The sequence below is a fragment of the Microbacterium tenebrionis genome, from assembly GCF_903645325.1.
In the GTDB taxonomy this organism is placed as follows: domain Bacteria; phylum Actinomycetota; class Actinomycetes; order Actinomycetales; family Microbacteriaceae; genus Microbacterium; species Microbacterium tenebrionis.
The window spans coordinates 200803-213739 of the sequence record NZ_CAHJXQ010000003.1 but is presented as its reverse complement, the minus strand read 5'-3'; the positions used below and the strand labels follow the sequence as shown (position 1 = coordinate 213739).

General features: G+C 67.9%; 11 protein-coding genes and 1 pseudogene. 6 read left to right on the top strand and 6 right to left on the bottom strand.

The window, feature by feature from the left end:
• Nucleotides 1–7: 7 nt before the first annotated feature.
• Both HWX58_RS07170 and lnt read left to right on the top strand, forming a co-directional pair.
• Nucleotides 8–2470 (top strand): annotated as a pseudogene (locus HWX58_RS07170) (DEAD/DEAH box helicase); the annotation flags it as partial.
• 11 nt (nt 2471–2481) lie between these two features.
• Nucleotides 2482–4017: an apolipoprotein N-acyltransferase gene (lnt, locus tag HWX58_RS07165; RefSeq protein WP_175986350.1), complete on the top strand. Its 1536-nt coding sequence runs from the start codon at nt 2482–2484 to the stop codon at nt 4015–4017.
• On the opposite strand, the gene HWX58_RS07160 is transcribed toward lnt, so the two are convergent.
• The 4 genes from HWX58_RS07160 to HWX58_RS07145 all read right to left on the bottom strand — a co-directional run bounded on the left by HWX58_RS07160 (nt 4014) and on the right by HWX58_RS07145 (nt 6700).
• Nucleotides 4014–4397: an RNA polymerase-binding protein RbpA gene (locus HWX58_RS07160; RefSeq protein ID WP_175986347.1), complete on the bottom strand. Its 384-nt coding sequence runs from the start codon at nt 4395–4397 to the stop codon at nt 4014–4016. The genes lnt and HWX58_RS07160 overlap by 4 nt on opposite strands.
• A gap of 113 nt (nt 4398–4510) precedes the next feature.
• Nucleotides 4511–5281 (bottom strand): glycerophosphodiester phosphodiesterase family protein, encoded by a 771-nt coding sequence (locus HWX58_RS07155; protein ID WP_175986345.1) that lies wholly within the window; start codon nt 5279–5281, stop codon nt 4511–4513.
• Nucleotides 5278–6201 carry an SPFH domain-containing protein gene (locus HWX58_RS07150; RefSeq protein WP_175986343.1) on the bottom strand — a complete coding sequence of 308 codons (924 nt, stop codon included), beginning with the start codon at nt 6199–6201 and terminating at the stop codon, nt 5278–5280. The genes HWX58_RS07155 and HWX58_RS07150 overlap by 4 nt, the downstream gene beginning before the upstream one ends.
• 25 nt (nt 6202–6226) lie before the next feature.
• Nucleotides 6227–6700, bottom strand: coding sequence for an NfeD family protein (locus HWX58_RS07145; RefSeq protein WP_175986340.1), 474 nt, complete (start codon nt 6698–6700; stop codon nt 6227–6229).
• Between the two features lie 121 nt (nt 6701–6821).
• Here HWX58_RS07145 and HWX58_RS07140 point away from each other — a divergent pair, with 121 nt between their 5' ends.
• Complete coding sequence (locus HWX58_RS07140) at nt 6822–7586, top strand: SDR family oxidoreductase (protein WP_175986337.1); 765 nt, start codon at nt 6822–6824, stop codon at nt 7584–7586.
• Nucleotides 7587–7647: 61 nt separating this feature from the next.
• Here HWX58_RS07140 and HWX58_RS07135 read toward each other — a convergent pair whose 3' ends face one another.
• Nucleotides 7648–8259 (bottom strand): HdeD family acid-resistance protein, encoded by a 612-nt coding sequence (locus HWX58_RS07135; RefSeq protein WP_175986334.1) that lies wholly within the window; start codon nt 8257–8259, stop codon nt 7648–7650.
• Nucleotides 8260–8354: 95 nt separating this feature from the next.
• On the opposite strand from HWX58_RS07135, the gene HWX58_RS07130 reads away from it, so the two are divergent.
• The 3 genes from HWX58_RS07130 to HWX58_RS07120 all read left to right on the top strand — a co-directional run bounded on the left by HWX58_RS07130 (nt 8355) and on the right by HWX58_RS07120 (nt 12556).
• On the top strand, nt 8355–10712 hold the full coding sequence (locus HWX58_RS07130; RefSeq protein WP_175986331.1) for an ATP-binding cassette domain-containing protein: 2358 nt from the start codon (nt 8355–8357) through the stop codon (nt 10710–10712).
• 317 nt (nt 10713–11029) lie between these two features.
• On the top strand, nt 11030–11212 hold the full coding sequence (locus HWX58_RS07125) for a hypothetical protein (protein ID WP_175986329.1): 183 nt from the start codon (nt 11030–11032) through the stop codon (nt 11210–11212).
• 9 nt (nt 11213–11221) lie between these two features.
• Nucleotides 11222–12556: an MFS transporter gene (locus HWX58_RS07120; protein WP_250646142.1), complete on the top strand. Its 1335-nt coding sequence runs from the start codon at nt 11222–11224 to the stop codon at nt 12554–12556.
• 6 nt (nt 12557–12562) lie between these two features.
• Here HWX58_RS07120 and HWX58_RS07115 read toward each other — a convergent pair whose 3' ends face one another.
• Nucleotides 12563–12826, bottom strand: a complete 264-nt coding sequence (locus tag HWX58_RS07115; RefSeq protein ID WP_175986327.1) for a DUF6458 family protein — start codon at nt 12824–12826, stop codon at nt 12563–12565.
• Nucleotides 12827–12937: the final 111 nt, after the last annotated feature.

The following is a 12937-nucleotide window of genomic DNA, read 5'->3' as shown; positions in this document are numbered from 1 at the left end:
GCTCTCCGCCGAACGCTACGCGGCCGCACGCGACGCCGCAGCCCACCCGCAGACAGCCGCGTTCGCGGCGCGCCAGAAGTTCGATCTCGATCCGTTCCAGGTCGAAGGCTGCCATGCGCTCGAGCGGGGCAACAGCGTCCTCGTCGCGGCCCCGACAGGGGCGGGCAAGACGATCGTCGGCGAGTTCGCGATCCACCTCGCGATGCAGACGCCGAACGACAAGGCCTTCTACACGACGCCGATGAAGGCGCTCTCGAACCAGAAGTTCCGCGAGCTCGTCGACGTCTACGGCGCCGAGAACGTCGGGCTACTCACCGGCGACACGAACATCAACGGCAACGCGCGGATCGTCGTGATGACGACCGAGGTGCTGCGCAACATGATCTACGCGGACTCGGCGGCGCTGGGCAGCCTGCGCTTCGTCGTGATGGACGAGGTGCACTACCTCGCCGACCGCTTCCGGGGCGCCGTGTGGGAAGAGGTGATCATCCACCTGCCCTCGTCGGTCCGGCTCGTGTCACTGAGCGCGACGGTGTCGAACGCCGAGGAGTTCGGCGACTGGCTCGACACCGTCCGCGGCGACACGGAGGTGATCGTCTCAGAGACCCGCCCCGTGCCGCTCGAGCAGCACGTGCTGGTCCGCGGCGACCTGCTGCCGCTGTTCGACGACCGCGCCGGCGTCGCGACGGCCACGGTGAACCAGGAGCTCATGCGCATCCGCTCGTTCACCGGTTCGCGGTACGAGGGCAACCGGCGGGCCCAGTCGTACAGCAGCGCGCGGCACGCCGGGCGTCAGGCGCAGCGGCGGCCGCGCGGGGGCCGCGGACCCGTGCGATCGACGAACGCGCAGCGGGTCGAACGGATCGACCGTCCCGACGTCATCCAGCTCCTCGAGCGCACGAATCTGCTTCCGGCGATCTTCTTCATCTTCAGCCGCGTGGGCTGCGACGCCGCCGTGCAGCAGGTGCGGAGGTCCGGCATCCGGCTGACCACGCCCGAGGAGCGCCGCGAGATCCGCGAGTTCGTCCAGGAGAGCACACGCACGCTGCAGGATGAGGATCTGGGCGTCCTCGGCTACTTCGAATGGCTCGACAATCTCGAGCGCGGTGTGGCATCACACCACGCAGGTCTCCTGCCGGCGTTCAAGGAGGTCGTCGAAGAGCTGTTCCGGCGCAAACTCGTCAAGGTCGTCTTCGCGACGGAGACCCTGGCGCTGGGCATCAACATGCCCGCGCGAACGGTCGTCCTCGAGAAGCTGGAGAAGTTCAACGGCGAGTCGCGGGTCGCCATCACGTCGGGGGAGTACACCCAGCTGACCGGCCGCGCAGGGCGCCGCGGGATCGACGTGGAAGGCCACGCGGTCGTGCAGTGGACCGAGGGCATGGACCCGCAGGCTGTCGCAGCCCTCGCCTCGCGCCGCACCTACCCGCTGAACTCCAGCTTCCGGCCGACGTACAACATGGCCGTGAACCTCATCGACATGTTCGGCCGCCCCCGCGCCAGGCAGATCCTCGAGTCGTCGTTCGCTCAGTTCCAGGCCGATCGCGCGGTCGTCGGCCTCGCCCGTGAGGTGCGAGCGGCCGAGGCCTCGCTCGAGGGCTACCTGAAGGCGATGACGTGCGAGCACGGAGACTTCCTCGATTACGCCGGGATCCGTCGCGAGCTGAGCGACCTCGAGAAGAAGAACAAGCAGGACGCGCACGGACCGCGCGCCGCGCGCGACAAGCGCCTGAAGAAGATCCAGTCGCTGCGCACGAGGATGCAGCGGCACGGATGCCACCGCTGCCCAGACCGCGAGGCGCACGCCCGCTGGGCGGAGCGTTATTGGAAGCTCAAGCGGCAGACCGATCGGACGCGGCGTCAGATCGAGAACCGCACCGGAACCGTCGCGCGCGTCTTCGACCGGGTGGTCGAGGTGCTCGCCGCTCTCGACTACGTCACGGGTGACGGCGACGACACGGCCCTGACGGATGCCGGTCGCACCATGCGCCGCATCTACGGCGAACGAGACCTGCTGGTGGCCGAGTCGCTGCGTCAGGGGCTGTGGAAGGGGCTGGACGCGCCCTCGCTCGCCGCCATGGCGTGCTGCCTGGTGTACGAACCCCGACGCGACGAGGCCGGGGCGGGGGAGCGCGGGCTGCCGCGCGGAGCGTTCCGCAGCGCCTATGAGAAGACCGCTGAGCTGTGGTCGGAGCTCGACGACCTCGAGCAGGCGCACAGCCTGCCGGGCAGCGAGCCGCTCGCGACGGGCCTCGCCGGTGCGATGCACTCCTGGGCACGCGGTGCTCAGCTCGATCGCGTCCTCGTCGACGCCGACATGGCCGCTGGAGACTTCGTCCGCTGGGCGAAGCAGACCATCGACCTGCTCGATCAGCTCTCCATCGTCGCCGAGGATCTCGGCATCGCGCGCACGGCGCGGCAGGCCCTCGACGGCGTGCGCCGCGGCATCGTCGCGTACTCCTCGATGTGAGGCCGGTGCGGATGCCATCGACCTCTTCCGCTGAGCCCGTACGACGGCGCGCCCTGCTGCCGCTGTGGGCGGCCGTCCCGGTCGCGGCCCTCGCCGGCTGGCTCATGGACCTCGCGTATCCCTCGGTCGGGGCCTGGATACTCGCGTTCCCCGCCGTAGGCCTGCTGCTGCTGGCACTGATCGGACGGCGTTTCTGGGCTTCCGCGCTGGTGGGACTCGTCTACGGCGCCGTGTTCTTCTTCCTCCTCGTGTCGTGGACCTCGCGCTACCTCGGGCCGATCCCGTGGGCTGCGCTGGCGTCGCTCGAAGCAGCGCTGACAGCCGTGGCCGTCACACTCATCGCCCTCGCATACCGGTGGTTGCCCCGGGCGTTCCCCGGAACCGCAGGTCGCCTGGTGCTGCTTCCGGCCGCGGTCGGCGCGTTGTGGGTGCTCCGAGAGCTGTTGCTCGGCTCGTGGCCGTACACGGGCTTCCCGTGGGCGCGTCTGGGGATGACGCAGTCCGAGAGCCCGCTCGCCGCGCTTTCGTCGTGGGTCGGCGTGAGCGGGCTGAGCTTCCTCATGGTGTTCGCCGTCGCCATGATCATCGAGACGGTGCGACTACAGCTCTGGCGGCGCCCTGTGCGCCTCGCCGTTCCGGCGGTCGCCATCCTCGTGCTGTTCGCGACACCGATGTTCCCGACGACGGATGCGGGAACCATGCGGATCGGCGCCGTGCAGGGGAACGGCCCGACGGGCTACTTCGACGATCGAGAGCCGTACGCCGTGGTCCAGGCGCAGACCGATGCCACCCAGCCGCTGTACGGCCAGGACATGGACCTGCTCGTCTGGCCGGAGGGCGGCCTCGGCGGGGACCCGTTCCAGGACGAGTCCCTTGCTCGCCGCATGACCCTCATCGCCAATCGTGTCGATGCACCGCTGCTCGCCAACGCGGCGACCGCTCGCGGTGACGAGTTCTTCAACACCTCCATGCTGTGGCAGCAGGACGGCACGGCCGAGCAGACGCACGACAAGCGGTTCCCCGTGCCGTTCGGCGAGTACGTGCCCGACCGCGACTTCTACATGGCCATCGTTCCCGACCTCATCGGCCTGATCGGCCGCGAGTACTCCCATGGCACGAACGCGCCGCTGGTGGACGTGGACGGCGTGCCGGTCGGGCTCGCGATCTGCTTCGACGTGATCTACGACCAGGTGATCGCCGAGGGCGTCTCCGGCGGCGCGCAGGTGCTCGTCTTCCAGACGAACAACGCCGACTTCCGCGGCACGGACGAGAATCTGCAGCAGCTCGCCTTCGCCCGGATGAGGGCGATCGAGACCGGCCGCAGCGTCGTGAACATCTCCACGGTCGGGACGAGTCAGATGATCACCCCGAGCGGTCGGACGATCGCGTCCCTGGACGCAGATGAGGCCGGAGCCCTGCTCGAAAACGTCGAGCTCCGCTCCGGCCTCACCGCTGGTGTGATCCTCGGCCCCTGGGTGCAGCAGGTGCTGCTCTGGGGCGGTCTGGGCGCGCTCCTGGTCGGGTGGTGGCGCGCCCGGCGGCGCTAGGCGCCGATCTTTTCTCGGGTGGGGTCTTCCCCTGCTCCGCGGCGTGCGCGGATGAACGCGAGGCGCTCCTCGAGGAGCTCCTCGAGCTCGGCGCGCGTGCGGCGCTCCATCAGCATGTCCCAGTGCGTGCGGGCGGTCTTCTCATCGGCGGCGTCCGGGGTGATGGTCTTGCCGTCGATGCTGAGCACGGCCTCGGCGCCGCAGGAGCGGCACTCCCAGGTCTGCGGCGGCTCTGCGTCGGCCGCGAACATCAGCGATGTCGTGCTGCCGCAGGTGTCGCACTTGTAGGTGGTCTCGCGGCGTTCCATGAACACGACGCCTTCTTCGCTCTGTAGGCTCTGGGCGCCGAGTCGGATGCCGCGCAGGCTGCGATCTGCCATTGTGTGGTCCTCTCGTCGACCTCAGGTATACCGCTGTCGCCTGTGCGCGCGCTCAACGCTCCAGCGATCACGGCGGGATTCACAGTCGAATCCCAGCCCTCGCCGAGCGGAGGTCAGTTCAGGGTCCGCAGCGCGACATCCGCCCGGTCGGTGACGATGCCATCGACGCCGAATGCGACGAGGCGCTGCATGTCGTCGGGGTCGTTCACCGTCCAGACGTGGACCTCGACATCGTGCCGGTGGGCGGCCCGCAGTAGGCTCGGTGTGAGCACACGGACGGGGCCGTAGGTCTCAGGGATCTGCAGGGCGTCGATGTCGCGCAGAACGCGCGCCGGTGAGAGCCGCAGTGCCGTGAGCAGCCGCATGAGCATCATGCTCGAACGCCCGGCGGAGGTCGCGGGCCGCAACGTCGCCCCGGCATCCAGGACGGACGCGATCGCACGCCTCCGCCGGTCATCCGAGAAGCTCGTCAGCAGCACCCGCTCCGCATGCGGGGCGACGATCCGGCCCAGGGGAGCGGCGACGGCATCCGTCTTCACGTCGATGTTGAAGCGCGTCTCCGGGAACGCCTCGAGCATCTCCGCGACCGTGAGGAGGCCGCCGTGCGGAGCGAAGATCTCGACGAGCTCCGCCGTCCGCACCTCGTCGACGCGGCGAGGGTCGCCGGCGACACGCTGAAGGTCATCGTCGTGGAACAGCACGACATCGCCGTCGGCCGTCACCTGGCAGTCGGTCTCGACGTACTCGGCGCCGGCCGCGTGCGCCGCGGCGAACGCGCCTGCCGTGTTCTCCCAGACCATCGGCCCGGTGCCCTCGCCCACGGCAAGACCGCGGTGGGCGAGGATGCGCGGGTGTCGTGCCTTCGTGAAGTAGGGGTGCGTCACGCGCCGGTCGGGGGCGTCTGGCCGCCGGGACGCGGCGTGAAGGCGCTGCCGATGCCCTTGAGGGCCTCGGTGAGCTCGCTCGGCACGATCCAGAGCTTGCTCGACTCGCTGTCGGCGATCTTGGGCAGCATCTGCAGGTACTGGTACGCGAGCAGCTTGTCATCCGGAGCACCCTGGTGGATGGAGGCGAACACGTTCTGGATCGCCTCTGCCTCACCCTGTGCGCGCAGCACCGCGGCTTGCTTGTCGCCCTCGGCGCGCAGGATCTCGGCCTGCCGCGCACCCTCGGCCTCGAGGATCGCGGACTGCTTCGTTCCCTCGGCGGTGAGGATCGCTGCGCGACGGTCGCGCTCGGCGCGCATCTGCTTCTCCATCGAGTCCTGGATCGACAGGGGCGGGTCGATCGCCTTGAGCTCGACGCGGCCGACGCGGATTCCCCACTTGCCGGTCGCCTCGTCGAGCACGACGCGCAGCTGACCGTTGATCTCGTCGCGGCTGGTCAGGGCCTCTTCGAGGTTCAGACCACCGACGACGTTTCGCAGGGTGGTCGTGGTCAGTTGTTCGACGGCGCCCAGGTAGTTGGCGATCTCGTAGGTCGCGGCGCGGGCGTCGGTGACCTGGAAGTAGACGACGGTGTCGATCGAGACGACGAGGTTGTCCTCGGTGATCACCGGCTGCGGCGGGAACGAGACGACCTGCTCGCGCATGTCGATGAGCGGGCGGAGCCGGTCGATGAACGGCACGAGGATGTTCAGACCGGGCGTGAGCGTCTTGTGGTAGCGGCCGAGGCGCTCCACGACGCCGGCGGTGGCCTGCGGGATGATGCGGATCGATCGTGCGACAGTCACCACCACGAAGATGATGACGGCGATCGCAAGGATCCAGCCGATCGCTGTCGGGATGAACGAAGCGTCGTTCACGGGTTTCTCCTCGTCGTAGAGCGGTCTAGTCGTTGGCAGGTCGCACGACTGCTGTCGCGCCGTTGATCGCGGTGATGAGCACGGGCGATCCGAGCGGGATCGCCACGCCGCTCTCGGCGCGCGCCGTCCAGGTGTCGCCGTTGCTCACTTTCACCTGACCGGTGATCTGGGTGATGTCGGCGAGGGCGGTGCCGCGCAGGCCGATCAGCGCGTCGACGTTGGACTTCGTCGGATCCTCGCTGCGATGCAGGCGCCGGAGCAGGGGAGGGCGGATGAAGAGGATGAACAGCGCCGCCGCGGCGGCGGCGATGATCAGCTGCGCCCACAGCGGCAGGCCGACAAGGCCCGTGATGAGTCCCACGACGCTGCCGAGAGCGAGCATGAGGAAGGTGAAGTCGAGCGTCAGCATCTCGATCACGAGGAACACGGCGATGAGCACCAGCCAGCCGATCCACGCCCATTCGGTGACCAGCTCGACGAAGACGGATGCGTCGTTCATGGCGCCCTCCTTTCCGGTCAACCTATCACGCACCGATGCCCGATCGGCGGCGTGCAGCGCCCCGTTGCTAAAGTGAATTGGCCGTGCTCTCCGCGGCCTTCACCACGTATGAGGAGTCACCGTGACCGACGTTCTGCCCGCGGGTTCCCTGGCCGGAAAGGTCGCACTGGTCACCGGTTCGTCCCGAGGGATCGGAGCGGACACCGTCCGCTACTTCGCCGAGGCAGGCGCCGACGTCGTGATCAACTTCCGCAACAAGGCACCGCGCGCCGAGAAGCTGGCTTCGCAGCTGCGCGAGCTCGGCGTCCGGGCGCTGGTCGTCGGTGCCGATCTGACCGATCCGGCATCCGTCGCCTCGATGTTCGAGCAGGTCGAGCAGGAGTTCGGACGTCTCGACATTCTCGTGCTCAACGCCTCCGGCGGCATGGAGTCGGGCATGGCGGAGGACTACGCCCTGACCCTCAACCGCGACGCGCAACTGAATGTGCTGAGCGCCGCGCGCCCGGTGCTCGGCGAGGGCTCTCGCGTCGTCTTCGTGACGAGTCATCAGGCGCACTTCATCCGCACGACGCCCACGATGCCCGAGTACGAGCCGGTCGCATTGTCCAAGCGCGCAGGCGAGGACGCGCTTCGCGAGCACATCCCGTCGCTCGCTGAGCAGGGGATTGGTTTCACCGTCGTCTCGGGCGACATGATCGAGGGCACGATCACGGCGACGCTGCTCGAGCGGGCCAACCCCGGCGCGATCTCCGCACGTCGCGAGGACGCCGGGCGTCTCTACAACGTCTCCGAGTTCGCCGCCGAGGTCGCGCAGGCAGCCGTCGATCCTGTACCGGCCGACAACACGCGCCTCGTGGGCGACACGGGCGGCTTCGCCGCGGAATGATGCGGTGATATGAGAAAGGTCCTGCCGTCCGGCAGGACCTTTCTCATATCGGACCGCGCTGTCAGAGAGCGGAAGAACCGGCGTCGCTGGGCGCGGGACTCTCCGGCAGCACGACCTTCTCGTTGCGGCCGAGCGTGATGGCGCGGACGATCTGGACGACGCCGAGCACCACCAGCGTGATGCCGAGCACCAACCAGAGCGCGGCGGCGGCGAGCAGCGGCGCGAACAGCACGATGACACCGGCCGCGACGCTCAGGATCGCGTAGATGATCGTCCAGGCCCGCGAGCCGTCCTTGTTCAGAAGCGTGAGAGAGACGACCCCGTCGAAGATCCAGCTGACGCCGAGGAAGATCGCGGTGACGGCCGCGAGCGTGAGGGTCGCGGCCGCGAGGTTCGTGAAGGCGATGATGCCGGCGACGATGTAGAGGAGGCCGAGCAGGATGTGTCCCAGGCGTGCCCAGCCGCCTTTCTTGCCGGAGAAGATGCCCAGACCGATGTAGACGATTCCGGCGATGATCAGATAGGCGGCAATGATGCCGGTGACGATGACGGCTGTCTTGAGCGGCCAGATCAGCACGACGATGCCGGCGATGAGGGCGATCGCGCCGGACACGGCGAGCGTGACACGGATCGATGCGAACAGCGACTTCGGCTCGGTGAGCGATTCAGACATGATGTGCGCCTCTCTGAGAAGATCGTGTGAACGATGTGAACAGCGTAGCGCGGAGGACGTCCCCGATGGGAGAGGTGCGTGGGAGGATCTTTCGCATGACCGATGCTCTGCTGCCCGCTGACTCTCACGATCTGATCCGCGTCCAGGGGGCTCGCGAGAACAATCTGAAGGACGTCAGCGTCGACATCCCCAAGCGCAGACTGACGGTTTTCACCGGGGTCTCCGGCTCGGGGAAGAGCTCGCTCGTGTTCGACACCGTCGCCGCAGAGTCGCGGCGCATGATCGATGAGACCTACAGCGCGTTCGTGCAGGGCTTCATGCCATCGGTCCCGCGTCCGGACGTCGATGTCCTCGAAGGGCTCACCACGGCGATCATCGTCGACCAGGAGCGTCTGGGGGCGAACCCGCGCTCGACCGTCGGCACGGTGACCGACGCGAACGCGATGCTGCGCATCCTCTTCTCCAAGCTCGGACAGCCGTACATCGGCGGGCCGACGGCGTTCTCGTTCAACATCCCGACGCAGAAGGCGAGCGGCGTGATGACGGGGCCCAGCGGCGAGAAGAAGATCGTGAAGGACGCCATCTACCTCGGCGGCATGTGCCCGCGGTGCGAGGGCAGGGGTGCGGTGTCGGATCTGGATCTCGCGCAGATCGTCGACGAGTCGAAGTCGCTGGACGAAGGGGCGATCATGGTGCCCGGGTACACGGCGGACGGGTGGATGGTGAAGGGCTTCTCGCAGTCGGGTTTCTACCCGGCCGACAAGCCGATCAAGGACTTCACGGACGAGCAACGGCACCTCTTCCTCTATGGCGAGGTCACGAAGGTGAAGATCAGCGGCATCAACATGACCTACGAGGGCCTGATCCCCAAGATCACGAAGGCGATGCTGTCGAAGGATCTCGAGGCGCTGCAGCCGCACATCCGTGCTTTCGTCGAGCGCGTGGCATCCTTCGCGACCTGTCCCGAGTGCGATGGGACCCGCCTGACGGAGGGGGCGCGTTCGTCGAAGATCGCAGGCATAAGCATCGCGGACGCCTGCCGGATGCAGGTGACCGATCTCGCGGCGTGGGTGAATGGGCTCGACCTCCCCGGTGCCGGTCCGCTGCTGGACGCGCTGAAGGCGAACCTCGATGCGTTCGTGACGCTGGGCCTGGGATATCTCAGCCTGGAGCGTCCGTCCGGCACGCTCAGCGGGGGAGAGGCGCAGCGGATCAAGATGCTGCGCCATCTCGGGTCATCGCTGACCGATGTCACCTACGTCTTCGACGAGCCGACGATCGGGTTGCATCCGCACGACATCCAGCGGATGAACTCGTTGCTCCTCAAGCTGCGAGACAAGGGCAACACGGTGCTCGTCGTCGAGCACAAGCCCGAGACGATCGCGATCGCCGATCATGTCGTAGACCTGGGCCCCGTCGCCGGCAGCGGGGGAGGGGAGATCTGCTTCGAGGGCACTGTCGAGGGCCTGCGCGGCAGCGGCACCATCACGGGGCGCCATCTGGACGACCGGGCGACACTGAAGCCGTCCGTTCGCTCGGGTGCCGGCGCGATCGAAGTGCGCGGCGCATCCACGAACAACCTGCAGGAGGTCGACGTCGACATCCCGACGGGCGTGCTCACGGTCGTGACGGGTGTCGCCGGCTCCGGCAAGAGCTCGCTGATCCACGGTTCGGTAGCGGGACGCGAGGGCGTCGTGGCCATCGACCAGAGCGCGATCAAGGGCTCGCGCCGCAGCAACCCGGCGACGTACACCGGAATGCTCGAGCCGATCCGCAAGGCATTCGCCAAGGCGAACGGCGTCAAGCCCGCACTGTTCAGCGCGAACTCCGAGGGCGCCTGCCCGTCCTGCAAGGGCTCCGGCGTGATCATCACCGAACTCGGCTTCATGGATACGATCGAGACACCGTGCGAGGACTGCGGCGGCAAGCGGTTCCAGGCGTCGGTGCTGGAGTACAAGCTCGGCGGCAAGGACATCACCGAGGTGCTCGATCTGCCGGTCGCCGAGGCGCGCGAGTTCTTCACGCGGCCGGAATCGAAGATCCCGGCCGCGGTGGCGATCCTGGAGCGCCTGGACGACGTCGGCCTCGGCTATCTCTCCCTGGGCCAGCCGCTCTCGACGCTGTCGGGCGGCGAGCGTCAGCGTGTGAAGCTCGCGATCCAGATGGGCGGCCAGGGCGACGTGTACGTGCTCGACGAGCCGACCTCGGGGCTGCATCTGGCGGACGTCGACAAGATTCTCGGGCTGCTCGACAGGCTCGTGGATGCCGGGAAGACGGTCATCGTCATCGAGCATCATCAGGCCGTCATGGCGCATGGCGACTGGATCATCGATGTCGGTCCCGGCGCGGGCCACGACGGCGGTCGAGTGGTGTTCGAGGGAACGCCCGCGGACCTCATCGACCAGAAGAAGACGCTGACGGGGAAGCACCTCGCGGCGTACGTCGGGGCCTGAGCAGACGGAGACAGAGAGCGCTGTGGCGGATCAGAGGGACCTCGACGCGCGCATCCAGGCGTACTAAGCCGGTCGGGCTCGACCCTGAACTGCAGGCAACCGCAGCACGCCTGACGGATGCTGCGTCCGAGTTCGCCGGCGACCGAGAGATGAGCGGGCACCTGATGGCGATCGGTCGCGTTCGGTAGCCTGCGCAGCGCAGGGGCACGTCGGAGCGGTAACGCCGATAATGCACATTATGTCAGTACAGTGCACGAAACCGCTCCTCGTTCACGGTTCGCGGCAGCTCAGGAGCAGAAGGCGCACTCCTCGATGACGTGACGTACGCGACGGCCGTGCTGAGCGCCTACGCGGATGCCGAGAGCGCGCAGCTCTTCTACAGGCAGCAGGGCTGGACGCGGTTCGCGACCGGCGTGCGGCTCGCGACCGGCGTGCGGATCGGCGACTCCGCTGAACTGTACCTTTACGGACGGCGCTTGGTCGGTCCGGCGCGGGAGTAACGTAGAAGCGTGCCCGACGTCATCCGCTCCCCCGCTTCGACTCCCGGGTGGCGCAGCTGGCTGATCTGGTCCGTCGGCGTCGCGGCGTACGTGCTCGCGATCGCGAACCGCACCTCCTTGGGCGCCGTCGGCGTGGACGCCGCGGAGCGCTTCGACGCGGATGCCGCGACGCTATCGCTCTTCGCCGTCGTGCAGCTCGCCGTCTACGGCGGGATGCAGATCCCCATCGGCGTCTTCCTCGATCGCTACGGTGCGCGACCGATCATCACCCTCGGCATGGTGCTCATGGCAGCCGGTCAGCTCACCATGGCCCTCTCTCCCAGCATCGGCATCGCGATCATCGCCCGTGTGCTGCTCGGCGCCGGTGACGCCATGGTCTTCCCCGCTGTGCTGCGACTGGTCGCGACCTGGTTCCCCGCCCAGCGCGGCCCGCTGATGGTGCAGCTCACCGGCGTCATCGGACAGGCCGGGCAGCTCGTCGCACTCATCCCTGTCGCGGCGCTCCTGCACGCCACGACCTGGACCATCACCTTTGGAAGCATCGCCGGGCTGGGCGTCCTGTTCGCCATCCTCGTGTTCGTCGTGATCCGCAATCGCCCTCCGGAAGCCGCTGCCGACGTCAGCGTGAACACCGAGACAGGCGTCGTGCGAGTCGTCACCTCGGCCATCGACACCGGTGTCGGCATCCGGGCGGCGTGGGCCCACCCGGGAACGCGACTGGCGTTCTGGTCGCACTTCGCGACTCCCTTCGCCGGCACCGCGTTCGTGCTCCTGTGGGGAATGCCCTTCCTCACGGCAGGCGAGGGCCTCTCCCCCGCTCAGGCCGCAACGCTGATCTCTGTATATGTCGCTGTCGGAATGTTCCTGGGACCGGTGCTCGGCGAACTCTCACGGCGTATTCCGAATCAGCGATCGATCGCGCTTGTGCTCCCGACGGTCGCCGTCCAGCTGATCGCCTGGGTGGCCGTTATCGCGTACCCCGGACCTGCGCCGCTCTGGTTGCTATACGTCCTCGCCATCGCCCTCGCATCGGGCGGACCGGCATCCATGATCGCCTTCGACCACGCCCGCACGCATAACCCGGCCCACCGCCTCAGCACCGCGACAGGTCTGACGAATGCTGGCGGCTTCATCGCCGCCCTGTGCGCGGTCTTCCTCATCGGCGTCGCCCTCGATCTGCAGGGCGCGGGCACGCCGGCGACTTACTCCCTGGATGCGTTCCGGCTCGCATTCCTCACCCAGGTGCCGCTGTGGCTCCTCGGAATGACCTTCATCATTGTCGAGCGCAAACGGACTCGCATCCGTATGGGACTCGATCAGGAACGTCGCCCGCGTTCGCGGTGACGCGGGTCAGAGGCCCGCAGCGTCGTCCGGTCCGCTCGTGGTGCGCCGCGTCGTCTGAGAACCCGATGCCGGGTCGACGGAGGTCTGCGTCACCGAGTTCGTCTGCCGACGACGCGCGACGAGGATGAGCCCGATGATGAACACGAGCGCGCCCGCCCCCATGAGGATGTAGCCGATCATGTCGAGGTTCGCCCATTCGACCTCGACGTTGATCGCGAACGCGAGGATCGCGCCGATCACGAACAGAACGATTCCGGAGCCGATGCTCATGGCCATTCCTTCCCGGTGCCGTCGAACGGCACATCTCTCACGGGCGTTCGCCCTGCGAGGATGATGGCAGGAACACGGGCGCGGTGCAACGGTTCACCACGGCGCGTCGCG